Source organism: Streptomyces himalayensis subsp. himalayensis (assembly GCF_013778455.1).
Taxonomy (GTDB): Bacteria; Actinomycetota; Actinomycetes; order Streptomycetales; family Streptomycetaceae; genus Streptomyces; species Streptomyces himalayensis.
Window position 1 is genome coordinate 343,612 of record NZ_JACEHE010000004.1, and the last position, 19,923, is coordinate 363,534.

The following is a 19,923-nucleotide window of genomic DNA, read 5'->3' on the forward strand; positions in this document are numbered from 1 at the left end:
GCCGGGATTGCAGGACCCGGCCCCCTTTCGCGTCAGCTGCCCAGCGCCGCCGAGACCACGCCCTTCGCCTCCTCCTGCACCTGCGCGAGGTGCTCGGATCCCAGGAACGACTCGGCATAGATCTTGTAGACGTCCTCGGTGCCCGACGGGCGGGCCGCAAACCAGGCGTTGGGGGTGGTCACCTTGATGCCGCCGATGGACGCTCCGTTGCCGGGCGCCTCGGTGAGCACGGCGGTGACCGGCTCCCCGGCGAGCGTGTCCGCGGTGACCTGCTCCGGCGAGAGCTTGGCGAGGACGGCCTTCTCCTCGCGGGACGCGGGCGCGTCGATACGGGCGTACGCGGGCTCGCCGAAGCTCTCGGCCAGCATGGCATAGTGCTCCGATGGCGTCTTCTCGGTGACCGCCAGGATCTCGGAGGCGAGCAGGGCCAGGATGATGCCGTCCTTGTCGGTGGTCCACACGGAGCCGTCGCGGCGCAGGAACGACGCACCGGCCGACTCCTCGCCGCCGAAGCCGATGGAGCCTCCGACCAGCCCGTCCACGAACCACTTGAAGCCGACGGGAACCTCGACCAGGTCACGGCCCAGGTCGGAGGCCACCCGGTCGATCATGCTCGACGACACCAGCGTCTTGCCGATGCCGGCGTCGGCGGGCCACTGGTCGCGGTGGGTGTAGAGGTAGGCGATGGCCGCGGCGAGATAGTGATTGGGGTTCATCAGACCGCCGTCCGGCGTGACGATGCCGTGCCGGTCGGCATCGGCGTCGTTGCCGGTGGAGATCTGGAAGCGGTCGCGCTGCTGGATGAGCGAGGCCATCGCGTAAGGCGACGAGCAGTCCATACGGATCTTGCCGTCCCAGTCCAGCGTCATGAACCGCCAGGCGGGGTCCGTCAGCGGGTTGACCACTGTCAGATCCAGCCGGTGCTGCTCGGCGATCCGGCCCCAGTACGCGACCGACGCCCCGCCCAGCGGGTCGGCGCCGATGCGCACGCCCGCCGCGCGCACCGCATCCAGGTCCAGCACGCTCGGCAGGTCCTCGACATAGGCGCCGAGGAAGTCGTACCGCCTGGTGGTGGGCGCCGCCAGGGCCTGAGTGTAGGGAAGCCGCCGGACCTCCTTCAGGCCGCCGGCGATGATCTCGTTGGCGCGGTCCTGGATCCAGGACGTGGCCTCGGAACCGGCCGGGCCGCCGTTCGGCGGGTTGTACTTGAAGCCGCCGTCGGAGGGCGGGTTGTGCGAGGGGGTGACCACGACGCCGTCCGCGAGGCCCGCTCTGCGGGCGCGGTTGTGGGTGAGGATGGCGTGCGACACGGCCGGGGTGGGCGTGTAGCCGTCGGCGGTGTCGATGAGCACCGTCACGCCGTTCGCGGCGAACACCTCGATGGCCGTGACCTTGGCCGGTTCGGACAGCGCATGGGTGTCGGCGCCGAGGAACAGCGGCCCGTCGGTGCCCTGACGGGCCCGGTACTCGCAGATGGCCTGGCTCGTCGCCGCGATGTGGTCCTCGTTGAAGGCCGTGGAGAGCGACGATCCGCGGTGGCCGGACGTGCCGAAGGCCACGCGTTGACCCGGCTCGGCCGGGTCGGGGTGCAGCGCGTAGTACGCGGTCACCAGCCGGGCGACATCGATGAGGTCCTCTGGCTGGGCCGGCTGCCCCGCCCGCTCGTGCTGCATGAGCCCGCTCCTCCGCGTCGGTTGTGCGTTCGGTTGTGGGCCCATTTTCCCGGTTCCCTGGCGTGCTCCGCGAGTGCGCCCCGGCCGGTCCGCGAGTGGGCGGGGGGCGTGTTCCAGGAAACCGAGGCCCACGGCCCCATGGAAATGAATGGAAATGAACGGCAACGCATACGAACCCTTGACAGCTTCGTCCGGGCACCAGGAGTATCACTCCCGTGAACCTGTCAGACAGCCAGACAGGTGGCTCGGTGCCTCGTCGCGTCAGCGCGATGGAAGCGGTCCTGAACCACCTGCGCAGCGCCATCGAGCGCGGTGACTACGCCGTGGGGGACAAGCTCCCCTCGGAAGCCGAGCTGTGCCGCCGGCTGGAGGTCAGCCGGCCCGTGCTCCGCGAGGCCCTCCGCGCCCTGCAGACCATGGGCCTGACCGCCTCGCGCACCGGCAAGGGCACCTTCGTCATCTCCAACGGTCCGGTCGATGACCCCACCTTCGGTGACTACGCGGCGAGCGACCTCCTCGAGGTCCGCCGCCACGTCGAGATCCCGGTGGCGGGCTACGCGGCGGTGCGCCGTACGTCCGAGGACCTCGACCACCTCGCCCACCTGCTGGAGCGGATGGAGCGCGAGACCGACACCACCGCATGGGTGGCGATGGACACGCTCTTCCATCTCGCCGTCGCCCAGGCGGCGCAGAACCCCGTCTTCCGCAAGGTGATCGAGGAGATCCGGGACGCTCTGGCCCGGCAGTCGACGTTCCTCAACGAACTCGGCGGACGGCGCGAGCAGTCCAACCGCGAGCACCGCGCGATCGTCGAGGCGCTGATCGACGGTTCCGAGCACGACGCGGTGGAGGCCATGTCCCACCACCTCGACCGGGTCGAGACGACCCTCACCGACATCGTGCGCCCCCCGCGCACGGCCACACCCACGGAAGGCGGACCCGAGGCGTGAGCGAGCAGTCCCTTCAGGAAGACGCCATACGGACCGGGCCATCGGCCGGCCACGACGACGCCGGAACCGGGCATGTCGGCGCCCGAACCGGGATTGTCGACGCCGGAGACGCGGGCTACAGCAAGTCGTTGAAGTCCCGGCACGTCAACATGATCGCCATCGGCGGCGCCATCGGCACCGGGCTCTTCCTCGGCGCGGGCGGCCGCCTCGCCGACGCAGGCCCGTCCCTCTTCGTCGCCTACGCCGTCTGCGGCGTCTTCGCCTTCCTCGTCGTGCGGGCGCTGGGCGAACTCGTCCTGTACCGGCCGTCGTCCGGCGCCTTCGTGTCGTACGCCCGCGAGTTCCTCGGCGAGAAGGGCGCATACACGGCCGGCTGGATGTACTTCCTCAACTGGGCGACCACCGGCATCGCCGACATCACCGCGGTGGCCACCTACACGCACTACTGGGGCATGTTCTCGGACATCCCGCAGTGGGTGATCGCGCTCATCGCGCTCGCCGTCGTGCTGACCGTGAACCTCATCTCGGTGAAGATCTTCGGCGAACTGGAGTTCTGGTTCGCCATCGTCAAGGTCGGCGCGCTCGTGATCTTCATGTGTATCGGCATCTTCCTGCTGGTCACCCAGCACCCCGTCGACGGCACCACCCCCGGCCCGTCCCTGATCACCGACAACGGCGGCGTCTTCCCCAACGGCCTGCTGCCGATGCTGCTCATCGTCCAGGGCGTCGTCTTCGCGTACGCCTCCGTCGAGCTGGTCGGCGTCGCGGCGGGCGAGACCGAGAACCCCGAGAAGATCATGCCGAAGGCGATCAACTCCATCATGTGGCGCGTCGGTCTGTTCTACGTCGGCTCCGTGGTGCTGCTGTCGATGCTGTTGCCCTGGTCGTCGTACACCGCGGGTGAGAGCCCCTTCGTCACCGTGCTGTCCAACATCGGGATCCCGGCGGCGGGCGGCGTGATGAACCTCGTCGTGCTCACCGCGGCCATGTCGTCGCTCAACTCCGGTCTGTACTCCACCGGCCGCATCCTGCGCTCCATGGCGATGTCGGGCTCCGCACCGAAGTTCACCGGCGTCATGAGCCGCAGCCACGTCCCGTACGGCGGCATCCTGCTCACCAGCGGCGTCTGCGTCCTCGGCGTCGGACTCAACTTCGTGGTGCCTGCCGACGCCTTCGAGATCGTGCTGAACTTCGCGGCGATCGGCATCCTCGCCACCTGGGGCATGATCATGATCTGCCACCTGATGTTCTGGCGGAAGACGCAGAACGGCGAGCTGTCCCGCCCCGGTTACCGGCTGCCCGGCTCGCCGTGGACCGAGATCGTCACGCTGGTGTTCCTCGCCTCCGTGCTGGTCCTGATGTACGCCGACGGCGGCGCCGGCCGTACGACCGTGCTGTGCCTGCCGCTGATCGTGGCGGCCCTGGTGGCCGGCTGGTACGGCGTACGCGGACGGGTCGCCCGTAGCAAGTCCTCCAAGGTGAATGTGTGAACCACGCAGTGTTGTACGGAAGTCCGGTGGCCGAGGCTCCTGTGATCCGGGAGCCCCTCCATGCCCCAGTCGCCCACCTCATCCGCGGTGGGGTCGTCGAAGGCGTCCACTACGGCTCGGTCGTCGTCCTGGGCGCCGACGGAGCCGTGCGGTTCCAACTCGGTGACACCGAGGCCGCCTTCTATCCCCGCTCGGCGCTCAAGCCCGTGCAGGCCGTGGCGATGCTGCGGGCCGGACTGCCGCTCGACGGCGAGCTGCTCTCGCTGACCGCGGCCAGCCACTCCGGCGAGGAGCGCCATCTCGCCGGGACCCGGCGGATCCTGGAGCTGGCCGGCCTCGGCGAAGACGACCTGCGCAACGTGCCGGACCTGCCGTTCGACCCCGTTGTGCGGGAGGCCTGGGTGCGCGAGGGGCGGCTGCCGTCCCGGCTCGCCCAGAACTGCTCGGGCAAGCACGCGGCGATGCTGTACACGGCGAAGCTCAACGGCTGGTCGCTCGACGACTACCTCGACCCGGCCCACCCGCTCCAGCAGGCGATCGCGGAGATCGTCGAGGACCTCACGGGACAGCGCATCGCCCAGGTGACCGTCGACGGCTGCGGCGCGCCACTGTTCGCCGTCTCCCTGCAGGGGCTTGCGCGCGCCGCGGCCCGTATCGTCACCGCCCCGCCGGGCACCCCCGAGGCGCGGGTGGCCGACGCGATGCGCGAGCACGCCGAGATGGCCTCGGGCTCCGGGCGCGACGTGGCCGCGCTGATGCGGGCGGTGCCGGGGCTGCTCACCAAGGACGGCTTCGAGGGCGTGCAGGTCGCGGCGCTGCCGGACGGCCGCGCCGTCGCCGTGAAGATCTCCGACGGCGCGGACCGGGCGCGCATACCGGTGGCCGCGGCCGCCCTCGCCCGCTGCGGCGTCGACCCGGCGGCACTCGCGGAGTTCGCCACAGGGCCGCTGCTCGGCGGCGGCGCGGTGGTCGGTGGCGTCCGGCCGGCGCCCGCTCTCACCGACGACGTCCTCGCGGCCACGACGGCGGGCGCCGCGTACGCCTGAACCGTCGCGGCGCGCGCGTGCGTCGGCTTCACCCAGTGCCCGATCACCCCACTCCCGTAACTCCTACAGGAAGACCCTCACCGAGATGACCGCCGCATCCCACCGCAGCGAACACGATCTGCTCGGGGACCGCGACGTCCCCGCCGAGGCGTACTGGGGCATCCACACCCTGCGCGCCAAGGAGAACTTTCCCATCACGGGCACGCCGATCTCCGCCTACCCGCATCTGATAGACGCGCTCGCCGCCGTCAAGGAGGCCGCCGCCCGCGCCAACGAGGAGCTCGGCCTGCTGGCTCCGGACAAGGCGGCCGCCATCGTCGAGGCCTGCCGGGAGATCCGGGACGGAAAGCTGCACGACCAGTTCGTCGTCGACGTCATCCAGGGCGGCGCCGGCACCTCGACGAACATGAACGCCAACGAGGTCGTCGCCAACCGGGCGCTGGAACTCCTCGGGCATGCCAAGGGCGAGTACGAGTACCTGCACCCCAACGAGGACGTCAACCTCGGCCAGTCGACGAACGACGTCTACCCGACCGCAGTCAAGATCGCCACGGTCTTCGCGGTGCGCGGCCTGCTGAAGGCCATGGCCGTGCTGCAGGATGCGTTCGCCCGCAAGGCCGTCGAGTTCCGCGATGTGCTGAAGATGGGCCGTACGCAGCTGCAGGACGCGGTGCCCATGACGCTCGGGCAGGAGTTCTCCGCGTACGCGGTGATGCTGGACGAGGACCGCAGCCGCCTCGCCGAGGCCGTCGAACTCGTCCACGAGATCAACCTCGGTGCCACCGCGATCGGCACCGGCCTCAACGCCCCCGCCGGATACGCCGAGTCGGCGCGCCGCCACCTCGCAGAGATCACCGGTCTCCCGCTGGTGACCGCCGCGAACCTGGTCGAGGCCACGCAGGACTGCGGCGCCTTCGTCCAGATGTCGGGTGTGCTCAAGCGGATCGCCGTCAAGCTCTCCAAGAGCTGCAACGACCTGCGGCTGCTCTCGTCCGGTCCGCGTGCGGGCCTGGGCGAGATCAACCTGCCGCCGGTGCAGGCCGGTTCGAGCATCATGCCCGGCAAGGTCAACCCGGTCATCCCCGAGGTCGTGAACCAGGTCGCCTTCGAGGTGATCGGCAACGACGTCGCCATCACGATGGCCGCCGAGGCCGGGCAGCTCCAGCTCAACGCCTTCGAGCCGATCATCCTGCACTCCCTGTCCGAGAGCATCACCCACCTCCGCGCCGCCTGCCTGACGCTCGCCGAACGCTGCGTCGAGGGCATCACCGCCAACACCGAGGTGCTGCGCGCCACCGTCGAGAACTCCATCGGCCTGGTCACCGCGCTCAACCCGCACATCGGCTACACCGCGGCCACGGCCATCGCGAAGGAAGCCCTCACCACCGGACGCGGCGTCGCCGAACTCGTCCTGGAGAAGGGCCTGTTGCCTGCCGACCGCCTCGCCGCGCTGCTGAGCCCGGAGCGGGTCGCGGGCACCGGTGCGGGCGCCGACGTGCCCCTGCCGGGCTGAACCGGTCCGGCAGCCGAGTCGGCTCGCATGCCGCTGCCCCTGGGTGGCGGCAGAATGAGTCTGTGATTCGAACATGCGCGCAGTGCATGCGCCCCGTGGGCGTCGTCCCGCGGGGCGCATCCGCCGTGCCGCACCGCCGTACGAAGCCGGAGTGACCGTGTCGCCGTCCTTGTCCTCCTCAACGACCTCCTCCTCGGCCTTTCAGCCGGTCCTGGAACAGATCGCGGCCGACATCGCGGGAACGCCCGGCCGCGGCCGTCCGGCCGACTACATACCGGCACTCGCCTCGGTGGATCCGCGCCGCTTCGGCATGGCCGTCGCGGAACTGGACGGCACGGTGTACGGCGTCGGCGACTGGCGGCACCCCTTCTCCGCCCAGTCCATCACCAAGGCCTTCACCCTCGCCCTGGTGCTGTCCCGCGAGGGCGAGGAGCTGTGGGAACACGTCGGCCGGGAGCCCTCCGGCAACCCCTTCAACTCCCTGGTCCAGCTGGAGTACGAGAACGGGATCCCGCGGAATCCGTTCATCAACGCGGGCGCCCTCGTCGTCACCGACCGCCTCCACTCACTGACCGGCGACGCGGTCGGCACCCTGCGGGAGTTCCTGCGCGCAGAGAGCGGCAACCCTGATCTGACCTTCGACGAGGCCGTCGCCGCATCGGAGTCCGCGCACGGCGACCGCAATGCCGCCCTGGCCCACTTCATGGCGTCCTACGGCAACATCACCAACCCGGTCCCGGTGCTCCTGGACCAGTACTTCCGGCAGTGCTCGATCGAGGCCTCCTGCGCCGATCTCGCCCTCGCCGCCGGGTTCCTGGCCCGCCACGGCGTCCGCGCCGACGGCTCCGAACTGCTCACACGCAGCCAGGCCAAACAGGTCAACGCCGTCATGCTCACCTGCGGCACCTACGACGCGGCCGGCGACTTCGCCTACCGCGTGGGCCTGCCCGGCAAGAGCGGTGTGGGCGGCGGCATCATCGCGATCGTCCCCGGCCACTGCACCCTGTGCGTGTGGAGCCCCGGCCTCGACGAACGCGGCAACTCCGTGGCGGGCGTCGCGGCCCTGGACCGGTTCACGACCCTGACGGGGTTGTCGGTCTTCTGACGGTACGAGCAGTGTCAGCAGTCGGCGGACGACGTCGGAGTGCGGCGGCTGTGGGCCGGCAGCTAGGGCCTGTGTCGGAAGTGGCGCCTGCCTCGCGACGCCTGGCACGCACGCTCGCCGCGTTGCCGAAATGCCCTAGTAGCTCCTCCCCCATTGCCTTAAGGGCATGGGAGGTGCCCCCATCGAGGACATTCCGGCGCCTTGCGATCGCACGCGCCAGACGCCGCGAGGCCCGCCCTTCGGGCGAACGACGCCACTTCCGACACAGGCCCTAGGCGGCGGCCGGGCCGGGCAGGAATACGACCGCCGCGGCGCCGGTTGGCGCCCGTATGGCAACTCTCGGACTGATCGGCAGCGGAAACATCGGCTCCACCCTGGCCAGGCTCGCGGTCGACGCCGGCCTTGACGTGGTGCTCAGCAACTCACGCGGACCGGAGACCCTGGCGGACCTGGTGGCGGAGCTCGGACCGCGGGCGCGCGCCGCGACGCCCGCCGAGGCGGCGGCCGCGGGGGACTGGGTGGTGGTCAGCATCCCGCTGAAGAACTACCGCCAGGTCCCGGTGGAACCCACGACCGGCAAGATCGTGCTGGACACGAACAACTACTATCCGGAGCGCGACGGGCGCATCCCCGAACTCGACGCGGAGGAGACCACCACCAGCGAGCTGCTCCAGCGACATCTGCCGGACGCAAAGGTGGTCAAGGCCTTCAACAACATCTTCTTCAGGCATCTGGCCTCGCTCGCCCGGCCATCCGGCGCTCCCGACCGCTCGGCCCTGCCGATCGCTGGCGACGACCCCGAGGCAAGGGCGTCCGCGGTGGAGCTGCTCGACCTCCTCGGCTACGACGCCGTCGACGCGGGGACGTTGGCCGACAGCTGGCGCTTCCAGCGCGACACGCCCGCTTACGTCGTTCCGTACGCGAAGAATCCGCAGGGCCTCGGGATCTCGGCGGACGACCCGGGGGCGAGCGCCGATGCCGCGACGCTGCGAGCGGCTCTGGCCGCGGCCGAGCGCCCCGGCAGCTGACCCGCTCACCTCACCTCACCTCACCTCCCCCCGGACGCCGGACCGGGGCCCGTGAGGCGTATGCGTGTCGAACCCGGCGGCCTCTGCGGCGGTGAGGCCGCCGGTGAGGCCGCCCGCGGCGGAGCGCGGCGGACCGTTTGCCGGACCGGCAACATTTCTTGTGCCAGGTGCGACGGCGGGCGCATGGTCGAGGCAGCGCAGACCCGCTACGCCAGGTCGGCGCATACGCCACGCAGGGCGCGACGTGCGCCACGCACGCCACGCACGACACGAAGGACGACACGCGGATGACCGACGACAGCTTTTCGGCCGAGGAGTACTGGGACGGCCGGTACGCCGAGAGCGATCGCATGTGGAGCGGGAAGCCCAACCCCGTCCTGGTCCGGGAAGCGGCCGGCCTCCAGCCGGGCAGGGCCCTCGATCTGGGCTGCGGTGAGGGCGCCGACGCGATCTGGCTGGCCGGGCAGGGCTGGCAGGTCACCGCCGTCGACATCTCCCGCCTCGCTCTCGAACGCGCCGCCGCGCACGCCGCAGCGGAAGGCGTCGCCGACCGTATCGACTGGCAGCAGCACGACCTGGCCGCGTCCTTCCCGGACGGCGCCTTCGACCTCGTCTCCGCGCAGTTCCTGCATTCTCCCGTCGAGATGCCGCGGGAGAAGATCCTGCGGAACGCAGCCACGGCCGTCGCGCCCGGCGGAGTCCTGCTCATCGAAGGGCACGGCGGTTTCCCCGCCTGGGAGCACAATCACCATCCCGACCTGCACTTTCCGACGCCGGACGAGGTCATCGACGATCTCGGCCTGCAGGACGGGCAGTGGGAGGTTCTGCTCAGCGAGGAGCACGAGCGCATCCAGAACGACCCCGACGGACGCCCGACCACCAGAATCGACAACACCGTCAAGGCCCGCCGCCTGCCCGCCTGACCCGAGAGGACCTGCGATCGCAGTCACCAGGGCGCGCCTGCCCGCCTGACCCAGGACGGCCTGCGATCGCAGTGACCAGGGCGCCCGGCCCGAGGCCCCGGTTCGCGCTGGTGACAGCGCGATCACCGCGCACCCGCCGAGGAGAGCCGGTCGAGCAGGGCGGGCAGGTCCGCGAAGGAGTCCAGGACGTGGTCGGGGCTTCCGCTCGCGGCCCGATGGGTCTCGGGCAGGTACTTGCCCGTTCTGACGAGGACGCCGGTGATTCCGGTGCGCTGCGCTGCGAGCACGTCGGACTCGATGTCGTCGCCGACCATCAGCGCCTCGCCGGGGCGCGCGCCGAGGCGCCCCAGCGCCGTCTCGAAGAACGCGCGTGCGGGTTTGCCGGTGATCTTGGCCTCCGTACGCGCGGCCCGCTCCAGGCCGAGCAGATACGCGCCCGTGTCCAACTGGAGCCCCTGGTCGGTACGCCAGTACAGATTGCGGTGCATGGCCACGAGCCGGGCTCCCTGCTGGAGATGCCCGAACACCCGGTTGAGCGAGGCATGGTCGAACTCGGGTCCGGCGCCGCCCACGACGACGACATCAGGCACGGTGTCCCTGTCGTCATCGTCGATGAGCGACACGCCCGCGAGGTCCTCGCGGATCTCACCGCTGTTGAGCAGGGAGCACCGCGCGCCGGGGAAGTGCTCGCCGAGAAATGCCGCGGTGACCGCGGGCGCGGTGAGGATGTTCTCGGCGTCGACGGGGAAGCCCTCCGCGGTGAGGGCATCCGCGATCGAGGCGCGGGTACGGGACGTCGTGTTGGTGATCAGGCTGACGGCCGGTCCGGATGCCCGTATGTGCCGCAGCGCTTCGACCGCGCCCGGTAGCGCCTTCCACGAGACGGTGAGCACACCGTCGATGTCGATCAGGACCGCGCGTACTGGCTCCATGCAAGGACGATACGACCCCGGGTCGCGGCACCCGAATGGCCGCCAGCGCCTGCGAGGAACACGTCGTCGCCGTCGCGGCCGCCCGTATGCGGGTTCTCGGCGCGGCAGCCGCCCGGATACGCCGCGTCCCGGGTGTGTCCGCCGCGCGTGCAAACGGACTATCGCGACATTTCACCATGTTGCTGGCTAATATCTCTGGGGCGGGGAGGTGCCGACAGGCCCGTCAACACACCGAGAATCGACCCGGGAATCCGGCCGCACCAGTAGGACGGACATGACCCACACCGAATCGGACACCGACACCGAGGCCCCATCGCATCCCGCCAAACTGTCGCTGCCGACACTCGCCATGATGGTCGTCGGCTCGATGGTCGGGGCGGGCGTCTTCTCGCTTCCGGCCCGGTTCGCCGAGGAGACCGGGGTGGCCGGTGCGCTGATCGCGTGGGCGATCGCCGGCACCGGCATGCTGATGCTCGCCTTCGTCTTCCAGCTGCTGGCCATCCGCAGACCCGACCTCGACGCGGGGGTCTACGCCTACGCCAAGGCCGGCTTCGGCGAGTACCTGGGCTTCTTCTCGGCGTTCGGCTACTGGGCCAGCGCCTGCGTGGGCAATGTGACCTACTGGGTGCTCATCATGTCGACCATCGGCGCGGTGGCGCCCGCCCTCGGCGACGGCGACACCCTGCTCGCGGTGGTGCTCTCATCCCTGGGCCTGTGGTCGTTCTTCTTCCTCATCCGACGGGGCGTCAAGGAAGCCGCGGCCATCAACCGGATCGTCACCGTGGCCAAGATCGTCCCGATCCTGGTCTTCGTCGTCATCGCGCTGTTCTTTTTCGACCCCGGCGTCTTCGCCGAGAACTTCCGTGGCGACGACTACGCCGGCTCACTGTTCCAGCAGGTCAAAGGCACGATGCTGGCCACGGTCTTCGTGTTCCTCGGAGTGGAGGGCGCCAGCGTCTACTCGCGCCACGCCAAGCGGCGCGAGGACGTCGGGGTCGCCACGGTGCTGGGATTCCTGAGCGTGTTCGCCATCTTCGCGTCGGTCACCATGGTGTCGTACGGCCTGCTGCCGATGAGCGAGATCGCCGAGCTGCGCCAGCCGTCCATGGCCGGTGTGCTGGAGAGCGCGGTCGGCACCTGGGGCACGGTGTTCGTCAGCGTGGGGCTGATCGTCTCCGTGCTCGGCGCGTATCTCGCCTGGACCCTGATGGCGGCCGAGGTGCTGTTCGTGGCCGCCCAGGACGATGACATGCCCCGGTTCCTGCGGCGCGCCACCGCCGCGGACGTCCCTGTACCGGCCCTGCTGATGACCACGGTCCTCGTCCAGATCGTCCTGGTCATCACCCTGTTCTCCGAAGACGCGTTCAACTTCGCCCTCAATCTGACCAGCGCCCTGACCCTGATCCCGTTCCTGCTCGCGGCGGCCTTCGCCGTCAAGGTCGTCCAGGGGCGACGGACCGACACCGGACGACGCGAGGGCTCGGCAGTCAACCTCACCGTCGCCGTGCTCGCCACGCTCTACACACTCTTCCTGCTCTACGCCGCAGGTCTGAAGTACCTCCTGGTGTCGTTCATCATCTACGCGCCCGCAACGGTGCTGTTCGTGATGGCCCGCCGCGAGCAGGGCAGACGGCTGTTCTCGCCGGGCGAACTGGTCATCCTCGCCGTCTCCGTGGCCGGGGCGGTGATGGGCGTCATCGCGCTGGCGGCGGGCTGGATCAGCCTCTGACCGGCCGCCGGCCCAGCCCCTGACCGGCAGCCCGGCCCAGCCTCCGACCCACCGCCGGTCGCGTCCCCGGGACCCCACCTCGTACGTCCAGAAAGGGCACCCCGTGACAAGCCACGACACCACCCCGACGACCCAGCCGGCCCCCGGCGTCCACTCCGAGGTCGGCAAGCTGCGCAAGGTCCTGGTGTGCGCGCCCGGACTCGCGCACCGCAGACTCACCCCCACCAACGCCGGCGACCTGCTGTTCGACGACGTGATGTGGGTCGAGAACGCCCAGCGGGACCACGCCGACTTCGTCAACAAGCTGCGCCAACGGGGCGTCGACGTCGTCGAACTGCATGAGCTGCTCGCCCACACGATGGCGATCCCCGAGGCCAGGACCTGGCTGCTCGACCGCAAGATCACCGCCAACGAGGTCGGTCTCGGGCTCGTCGACGACACACGGGCCTTCCTCGAGACGCTCGACCCCGGCCGGTTGACGGAGTATCTGATCGGGGGGCTCGCCACGGCCGATCTGCCGGACGAGTTCCGCTCCGACTACCTCGCCCTGGCGCGCGAGTCCATCGGCGGACGCGAGTACCTCATGCCGCCCCTGCCCAACACCCTCTACACCCGCGACACGACCTGCTGGCTGTACGGGGGCCTCACTCTCAACCCGCTGTACTGGCCCGCCCGGCATGACGAGACCCTTCTGATGAAGGCGATCTACACCTTCCACCCGGACTTCTCCGGCTCCACCGTGTGGTGGGGAGACCCCGAAAAGGACTGGGGCCAGGCGACCTTCGAGGGTGGCGACATCATGCCGGTGGGCAAGGGCGTCGTCCTGATGGGCATGAGCGAACGCACCTCACGTCAGGCCATCACGCAGGTCGCCGCAGCGCTGTTCGAGCAGGGCGCCGCCCAGCACGTCATCGTCGCCGGCATGCCGAAGCTACGGTCCGCCATGCATCTGGACACCGTCTTCACCTTCGCCGACCGCGACCTGGTGACGCTCTATCCGACGATCATGGACGGGGTCCACACCTTCTCCCTGCGGCCGAGCGACAAGGCTCCCGGCATGGAGATCACCGACGAGGGCTCGCGCCCGTTCGTCGACGTGGTCGCCAAGGCCCTCGGGCTCCCTGAGCTGCGGGTCGTGGAGACGGGGGGCGATGTCTACGCCTCGGAACGGCAGCAATGGGACAGCGGCAACAACGCCGTGGCCCTGGAGCCGGGCGTCGTCTTCACCTACGACCGCAACACCCAGACGAATACGCTGCTGCGCAAGGCCGGCATCGAGGTCGTCACCATTGTCGGGGCCGAACTCGGCCGGGGCCGCGGCGGCGGGCACTGCATGACCTGCCCGATCGTCCGCGACCCCGTCGACTTCTGAGCCGGCCGGCCATGGCGCGGCGGGCTTGCTCAGGGGCTGTCAGGGTCAGCCCCCGGACGGGCTCGTCCAGTCCGCCGCCACATGACCGAGGCGAACGCGCTGAGGATGGTCGCCGACCGGCACGGACGCGACCTTGCGGCCGGTCGCGAAGTCGATGGCGGTGACCTGGTCGGAGCCGCTCTCGGAGATGACGCAGGACTTGCCGTCGCCGCTCACCGTCGCCCAGTACGGCTTCGACGCGGTCACCAGCGGTCCCTCCTGGAGCGTCGCGCGGTCGACCACCGTCGCGTAGTCGTCCATGGTTCCGGCGATGCACAGTTTGTCGCCCTGTGGGTTCATCGACATTCCGTGGTGGCGGGAGTCATTGACCCAGGTGGTGCGGTCCTCGCTGGTCGCGGGGTTCTTCGGGAGCGTCTTGACGCGGGTGATCCTGTCGGAGGCGACGTCGTACTCGAGGAAGCCGTTGAAGAACGAGACCTGGAAGTAGAGCTTCGACTCGTCGGGCGTGAAGGCGACCGGCCGGACCGCGTCGGAGAGATCCTTGCGGCCGAAGGCGTCGAGCCGCTCCCGCATGTCAATGACCTTGACCTGCGCGAAGGTGTCGGCATCGACGACGGTGATGCGGCGGTCGCCCTTCGTCCAGTCCAGCCACGGTTCGTCGAGGGCCGTGGTGACCTCGCCGATCGACATGTTCCAGAGGTACTTCCCGCCGTCCGTGAACACGTTCTCGTGGGGCTTGTCGCCGGTGGCGAACGACCCGAGCTGCTTGCCGGTGTCGATGTCGAGCACGTGCACGGTGTTCGACGTGGAGGCGGAGACGGCGACACGAGTGCCGTCGGGGGACACCGCCATGTGGTCCGAGCGGTAACCCGACACGGGGAAGCGCCAGTTGATCCGGCCGGTTGCGAGGTCGATCGACACGACATCGGCGAAGCTCGGGCGGGACACGACGACGGCCGATCCGTCGGGGGTCGAGTACATGTCGTCGACGAACTGGTCGTGCCCCTCACCGGGCCCTTGCCGGACCCCGAGGAAGTAGATCAGCTTGATCGGGTCGAGGTGGATCTCCTTGAGGCGCTCGTCCTTGTCCGGGATGACGTCGAGGCGCCCGATCCTGGCGAAGTCGCCCCGGGATTCGATGACGTCGGCGGTGCCGTCCCAGTTGTTGCCGACGAACATGACCTCCCGGGGACCCTCGGTGCTCTGCTGCGCGGACGCGGCGGGTGCGGTGGGTGCGGCGGTCGCCGTCGAGGGCCCGGCAAGAGCCAGAGCGAGTGCGGCGGCCATGGTGCAGACGTGCCGGGTTCTGTGGGCGGGCATCGTCGGTCCTTTCCTCGTTGCTGAGGGCATGACAAGCATGCGGTGGGGGGTGCCGTCCGCTGAGGAACGCAGGGTGGCGGGACGTGAACAACGCTCGCGTTCGGCTGGCTTACTGGAAAGTAAGGAAGGAGCGTCCCTCTCCACAAGACTCCGTACACGACAAATCCGCCCCGGGAAGTCCTTCGGCGTTTCAGGCCTGACGAGGGCCGCTCAACTCCGGGTGAAGGTACCGAGCCCGGTCTCGTCGAGCGCCTCCACGCGGACCTTGGTGATCTCGCCGTCGGAGTTCGCGGAGAACGTGACGCCCGACAGACCGGACGCGTTCTCTCCGACGGTCTCGTAGCTGAACGTGTCGCCGTCGTAGTGCCGGAGCCGGAACCGCATCTTCTTCGGGCCCAGTTGCATGACCAGGGCGTCGTCCTCGGTGCTCACCGTCAGCGGACCGTAGAAGTCGTTGGTGTAGGTGCCCGTGTAGGCGCTGTTCGCCCGGGCCGGCCTGGGCTCGGCCGGCGGCTTGGAGTAGTCGGTGCGTGAGCGTTCGGCCTGCTCCTGCTGCTGGAAGATCCGGCCGACGAACCCCAGCCAGTCGACCGTGGGGTGGCCGGTCTGTGCGATATCGAAGAAGTCGGCGGCGATCGCCTCCGGGACTCCCACGGGCTGCCCGTTGGTGAGGACGACGATGCCGAGCTGGTCCGAGGGCAGCATCGTGACGCTGGTGGCCGCGCCGAGGTCGAAGGCGCCGGAGTGGCTGAGGCGCAGGCGTGCGTGGCTGTCGTAGCCCACATCCCAGCCGAGGCCGTAGAACCCGGATCTGCCGGCCGGGGCCGGCGGCGGCTGGGAGAGGACGTGCGGCACATGAGTCTCGTCCAGGGCCGCGGCATCGATGATCTGCCGCCCGCCGAACTTCCCGTCGGCGAGCTGCAGACGCAGCCACTTGGCCATGTCCCGGACCGTGGAGCTGGCGCCGCCGGCCGGGCTCTGCGCGTCGGCGTTCCGTACATGCCGGGCCTGCCAGGAGCCGTCGACCTTCACATGGGTGGCGGCCTTGTTCGAGGCCCGCTCGTAGTCGGCGAATACAGAGCTGGTGGAGGTCATGCCCAGCGGCTTGTACAGCTCCCGCTCGGACAGGTCCTCCCAGCTCGTTCCTTCCGCCTCGGCCACCGCCTCCGCGGCCGCGGTGACGCCGAAGTTGGTGTACGCGTACGAGGCACGGAACGGTGCGAGGGGCTCGTAGCGCAGATGACCGAGGATGTACGAGCGGTCATAGCCGAGGCCCTCGAGGAGATCGCCCGCATGGTCGGGCAGACCACTGCGGTGGGAGAACAAGTCGGCGAGGGTGGCATGGCGAGTGACCCACGGATCCTTGAGCGTGAAGTCGGGGCTGTACTTCACCACCGGATCGTCCCAGCCGACGGTCTTCCGGCCGACCGCTCCGGCGACGACGGTTGAGGCCAGCGGTTTGGACACCGAGGCGAGCTGGAAGACGGTGTCGGCGTCGACCGTGCCCCGCTCTCCGACCTTGCGCGTGCCGAAGCCCTTCAGATAGAGGACGCGGTCGCGGTGGACGACCCCGACGGCCACACCGGGCACGCCTGTCTTCTGCATGGCGCTCCGCACCACGTCGTCGAGCCGGTCGACCGCCGCGTCCACCCTGGCCGGCGTGAGCTGCGGCGGTGGCTGGAGTGGGGGAGCACTGGCCAGGGCCGAGGGCGAGGCGGTGCCGTCCGGCAGCTCCACGGTGAGCGCCTGGGGACCGGTACAGCCGGCCGTGACGGCGATCGCCACCAGGCCCAGTGCCGCGACGGCACGAGGACACGCCCTGTGCACCCGGTCGAGGCGGATCATGTCCACCAGTCAAGCCCAGGTCCGTACGCGTGTCGCATCTTCGGCGGCGAACAGGGTGACCGCGGTGCCCGGACGGTGTTGGCGGGAACCGTCTCTCCAGGCCCGTCGTGGTGAGCATCCGGCACAGGACCAGAACCGTCCGACCGCCCGGCACTGGAGCCCGCTGCGCAAGTAGTCAGCGGGGTGGCTCGCCCACTGCAACGCCGCCTGCTTCCTCGCCCCCGCCATGGACCTGCAGCCCGCGTTCCGGCCCTGCGGCGTCATCAGCGACAGCCACTGGCGTGAGGACCTGTCCGCACAAGCTGTCGAGTGGCGGACCGGGGCGCAGGCCCGGCCGGCCGCTGGGGCGCCCGCGCCCCAGCAGGCGCCGCCTAGTCGGAGACTTCCAGGGCTGCTGTCTCTCGCCGGCCGCGCAGCAGACCCGACAGCCTCCGCATCGCCCGCGTCGCCACCGCGGAGTACCCGATGCCGAAGAGGAGCGAGGCGAGCAGCGCCAGCCACCCGGAGAAGTCGTCGATCAGCGGGTAGACCTGCCAGTGGGTCAGATAGATGTACAGGGAGCTGCCCGCCAGTACACCCGCCACGCTGTTGACCGGCCCCAGGCTCGGCAGGCTGCGCACCCACACCAGGAGCACGAAGCCGGCGGTGACGACCGCGTCCCGGAACGGTTCGCCGGGGAAGAAGCCGGGAATCGTGGCCACGGCCGCCACAGCCACCAGCACCCGCCGGGGCGTGTCGCTCGCCTTCGCCGCGGCCCAGCCCAGCGCGAACAGCCAGAAGACGACGGCCGCCGACGGCACATGGAAGCGGTCGCGCAACCCGAGAAGGTCGTAGCGGGTGAGCAGCCCGAGTGCCGCGATCGTCATGGGAAGTGCGAAGGGGAACCGTCTCTCGGCGCGGTCCACGACCCGCAGTCCCAGCAGGGCGACGGCGGCCACCAGGATGTAGGTGAGCGCTTCGATGAACCAGAAGTGCATCGCCGTGTCGCTGTCGTGCGGTCCGAGGACGCTGTGCAGCAGGGCGAGATTGGTGAGGCCGTAGTCGTCGGTGAAGAGCAGGGCCAGGGCGATCCAGGCAAGGCTCGGCAGCGCGATCCGGGCGATGCTCCGTAGCCCGTGCCGGACGCGTTCACGGCGCTCGGCGGTCGGGGTCAGGTGGAAGCGGGCGAGGTTGAAGCCGGCGACCGCCAGCAGGAGATGGGCGCCGCCCTTCACGTGGAAGACAGGGATGTGCGAGCCCACGATGAAGACGATCGCGGCGGCGCGCAACGCGATGCCGGTCTCCAGGGTGCGCCTTCGCGGCGTTTTCCCTGGGTCCGACTCGACGCTGCGAGGCCGGCGCAGGTCGCGGATGGGCACGAGGTGCCAGTCAGGCGGCAGATGGCCGAGCGCCTCTTCGAGGTGGAGCGACATCTCGACGTACGACAGTGAGTCGCCGCCCAACGACACGAAGCTGCTGTCTTCCGTGACGTCGGTCCGGTCGAGGATCTCGGCGTACAGCCTGCACAGATCCACCGGATAGGGCACACGGGCACCAGGCGTCGGGGCGGCGCAAGCGCGCGTGGACTCCGGCGCGTGGCCGAGCTTCCGTACTGCCTCGTAGTCCGGCTTGCCCGTGGCCAGACGGGGCAGTTCGGGCACGACATGGACGCGGACGGCCCGCGGTGGGAGCCCGCAGTCGTCGGTCACGATGCGCCGCAGCCGCCCTGCGTCAGTGCTGTCCGTGTCCGCGACAGCGATCACAAGTTCGTCGTCGGCGCCGGCGACGAAGGCGGTGACGTCGTGGCGGCGCAGCAGCGCCTCGATCCGCTGCGGATCGATCCGCAGACCCAGGATCTTCGCGAAGCGGCTGCTGCGGCCCACGATTTCGTACAGCCCGTCCGGGGCGAGCTGCGCGATGTCGCCGGTGTGCAGTTCGCCGACGGTGCGGCCCAGAGCGAGGTCCGACGGGCGCTCGGCGTAACCGAGCATCACGTTGGCGCCCGAATAGACGAGTTCGCCGGTGTCCTGACCGGGCCAGTCTGGGTGGGGTTCCAGACGGAAGGCCCCACCCGGTATGGGGACGCCGATCGCCTCGGGCCGGGAGGCGGCGAGGTCCGGCGGCAGGTAGGCCATGCGGGCGGTGGCCTCGGTCTGCCCGTACATGACGTACAGGTCCCAGCCGTCGCGTCGTCCCAGTGCGGCGTAGTGGCCGACCCGGTCGGGCGCCAGCCTGCCGCCTGCCTGGGTGATGTAACGCAGGTCGGGCAGGGGGATGTCGGGGAAGCCGATCCGGTCCAGCAGGTCGAAGGTGTACGGGACGCCGGCGAAGGTGGTTCCGCGTCCGGCGCGGAAGAGGTCCCAGAACCCTTCGTCGGCGACGGAGAGATCGGTGAGGATCAGCCCCGCGCCGCGCAGCAGATGACTGTTGATGACCGAGAGCCCGTAGCAGTAGTGCATGGGCAGCGTGGTGGCGGCGCGGTCGTTGTCGCGGATGCCCAGGTACGTGGCGATGGACTCGGCGTTGGCCTGCAGATTCTCGTACGACAGCCGCACCAGTTTGGGCGACCCGGTGGAGCCTGAGGTGCTCAGCAACAGGGCGAGGTCCGGATGCAGATCGTGTACGGAGACGGCTCGCCGCTCGTCGAGACGCCACCGCCCCTTGGGACCGGGACGGACCACCACATCCGGATCGTAGTCCGCCGTCAGGGAGTTCAGGGCGCCGTCGTTGTCGCCGGGGACCAGCAGGACCGGGTGGCCGGCCGCCAGGGCGGCGAGGTAGACGACGAGGGCATCGGATGAGTTGGCGCCGGCGAGCAGCACCAGTCGCCGCTGATCGTGGCCCAGACGTGCGGCCATCTCGGCGACGCGGTCGGCGAGTTCGCGGTAGGACAGCTCGCCGTCGCGGGTCAGCAGTGCCGTGCGCTCGCCGTGTGCGGCGAGACGCCTGGCGAACAGCGACGACTTCGCGCCGGGCGTGCCTGGCAGCAGGTCAGAAGGGATGAGCACAGGCGCATAT

The 19,923-nt window shown here is 69.9% G+C and carries 14 protein-coding genes; 9 read left to right on the plus strand and 5 right to left on the minus strand.

Annotated features, from left to right (window positions below):
• Positions 1 to 32: 32 nt before the first annotated feature.
• The gene (pgm, locus tag H1D24_RS09800) at positions 33 to 1,673 is read right to left on the minus strand and encodes a phosphoglucomutase (alpha-D-glucose-1,6-bisphosphate-dependent) (protein WP_181657025.1); all 1,641 of its coding nucleotides are present in this window, start codon (positions 1,671 to 1,673) and stop codon (positions 33 to 35) included.
• Positions 1,674 to 1,888: 215 nt separating this feature from the next.
• On the opposite strand from pgm, the gene H1D24_RS09805 reads away from it, so the two are divergent.
• From H1D24_RS09805 to H1D24_RS09835, 7 genes are all read left to right on the plus strand, one after another.
• Positions 1,889 to 2,623, plus strand: coding sequence for a FadR/GntR family transcriptional regulator (locus H1D24_RS09805; protein ID WP_181657026.1), 735 nt, complete (start codon positions 1,889 to 1,891; stop codon positions 2,621 to 2,623).
• A complete protein-coding gene (locus tag H1D24_RS09810; RefSeq protein WP_374064196.1) occupies positions 2,620 to 4,113 on the plus strand; it encodes an amino acid permease in 1,494 nt (497 codons plus the stop codon). Before H1D24_RS09805 ends, H1D24_RS09810 begins: the two co-directional genes overlap by 4 nt.
• An 11-nt stretch (positions 4,114 to 4,124) precedes the next feature.
• Positions 4,125 to 5,159: an asparaginase gene (locus H1D24_RS09815; protein ID WP_181657103.1), complete on the plus strand. Its 1,035-nt coding sequence runs from the start codon at positions 4,125 to 4,127 to the stop codon at positions 5,157 to 5,159.
• A gap of 85 nt (positions 5,160 to 5,244) precedes the next feature.
• A complete protein-coding gene (aspA, locus tag H1D24_RS09820; RefSeq protein ID WP_181657027.1) occupies positions 5,245 to 6,672 on the plus strand; it encodes an aspartate ammonia-lyase in 1,428 nt (475 codons plus the stop codon).
• A gap of 169 nt (positions 6,673 to 6,841) precedes the next feature.
• A complete protein-coding gene (locus H1D24_RS09825; RefSeq protein WP_258563978.1) occupies positions 6,842 to 7,777 on the plus strand; it encodes a glutaminase in 936 nt (311 codons plus the stop codon).
• 329 nt (positions 7,778 to 8,106) lie between these two features.
• Positions 8,107 to 8,805, plus strand: a complete 699-nt coding sequence (locus tag H1D24_RS09830; protein ID WP_181657029.1) for an NADPH-dependent F420 reductase — start codon at positions 8,107 to 8,109, stop codon at positions 8,803 to 8,805.
• Positions 8,806 to 9,092: 287 nt separating this feature from the next.
• Positions 9,093 to 9,728 (plus strand): class I SAM-dependent methyltransferase, encoded by a 636-nt coding sequence (locus H1D24_RS09835; protein WP_181657030.1) that lies wholly within the window; start codon positions 9,093 to 9,095, stop codon positions 9,726 to 9,728.
• A 122-nt stretch (positions 9,729 to 9,850) separates the two neighbouring features.
• On the opposite strand, the gene H1D24_RS09840 is transcribed toward H1D24_RS09835, so the two are convergent.
• Positions 9,851 to 10,660 carry an HAD-IIA family hydrolase gene (locus H1D24_RS09840; RefSeq protein ID WP_181657031.1) on the minus strand — a complete coding sequence of 270 codons (810 nt, stop codon included), beginning with the start codon at positions 10,658 to 10,660 and terminating at the stop codon, positions 9,851 to 9,853.
• A 274-nt stretch (positions 10,661 to 10,934) separates the two neighbouring features.
• Between H1D24_RS09840 and H1D24_RS09845 the strand changes: the two genes are divergently transcribed.
• Positions 10,935 to 12,389 carry a basic amino acid/polyamine antiporter gene (locus tag H1D24_RS09845; protein ID WP_181657032.1) on the plus strand — a complete coding sequence of 485 codons (1,455 nt, stop codon included), beginning with the start codon at positions 10,935 to 10,937 and terminating at the stop codon, positions 12,387 to 12,389.
• 103 nt (positions 12,390 to 12,492) lie between these two features.
• A complete protein-coding gene (locus H1D24_RS09850) occupies positions 12,493 to 13,761 on the plus strand; it encodes an arginine deiminase (protein WP_181657033.1) in 1,269 nt (422 codons plus the stop codon).
• A 45-nt stretch (positions 13,762 to 13,806) separates the two neighbouring features.
• On the opposite strand, the gene H1D24_RS09855 is transcribed toward H1D24_RS09850, so the two are convergent.
• The 3 genes from H1D24_RS09855 to H1D24_RS09865 all read right to left on the minus strand — a co-directional run bounded on the left by H1D24_RS09855 (position 13,807) and on the right by H1D24_RS09865 (position 19,913).
• On the minus strand, positions 13,807 to 15,081 hold the full coding sequence (locus tag H1D24_RS09855; RefSeq protein WP_181657034.1) for a YncE family protein: 1,275 nt from the start codon (positions 15,079 to 15,081) through the stop codon (positions 13,807 to 13,809).
• 210 nt (positions 15,082 to 15,291) lie between these two features.
• Positions 15,292 to 16,926 carry a serine hydrolase gene (locus H1D24_RS09860; RefSeq protein WP_181657035.1) on the minus strand — a complete coding sequence of 545 codons (1,635 nt, stop codon included), beginning with the start codon at positions 16,924 to 16,926 and terminating at the stop codon, positions 15,292 to 15,294.
• A 371-nt stretch (positions 16,927 to 17,297) separates the two neighbouring features.
• On the minus strand, positions 17,298 to 19,913 hold the full coding sequence (locus H1D24_RS09865; protein WP_181657036.1) for an AMP-binding protein: 2,616 nt from the start codon (positions 19,911 to 19,913) through the stop codon (positions 17,298 to 17,300).
• Between the last annotated feature and the right edge of the window lie 10 nt (positions 19,914 to 19,923).

Excerpts from the sequence above, each read along its gene's own strand:
- H1D24_RS09840 (WP_181657031.1), bottom strand. The coding sequence starts at position 10,660 with ATGGAGCCAGTACGCGCGGTCCTGATCGACATCGACGGTGTGCTCACC.
- H1D24_RS09845 (WP_181657032.1), top strand. The coding sequence starts at position 10,935 with ATGACCCACACCGAATCGGACACCGACACCGAGGCCCCATCGCATCCC.
- H1D24_RS09835 (WP_181657030.1), top strand. The coding sequence starts at position 9,093 with ATGACCGACGACAGCTTTTCGGCCGAGGAGTACTGGGACGGCCGGTAC.
- pgm (WP_181657025.1), bottom strand. The coding sequence starts at position 1,673 with ATGCAGCACGAGCGGGCGGGGCAGCCGGCCCAGCCAGAGGACCTCATC.
- H1D24_RS09860 (WP_181657035.1), bottom strand. The coding sequence starts at position 16,926 with ATGATCCGCCTCGACCGGGTGCACAGGGCGTGTCCTCGTGCCGTCGCG.
- H1D24_RS09855 (WP_181657034.1), bottom strand. The coding sequence starts at position 15,081 with ATGCCCGCCCACAGAACCCGGCACGTCTGCACCATGGCCGCCGCACTC.
- H1D24_RS09830 (WP_181657029.1), top strand. The coding sequence starts at position 8,107 with ATGGCAACTCTCGGACTGATCGGCAGCGGAAACATCGGCTCCACCCTG.
- aspA (WP_181657027.1), top strand. The coding sequence starts at position 5,245 with ATGACCGCCGCATCCCACCGCAGCGAACACGATCTGCTCGGGGACCGC.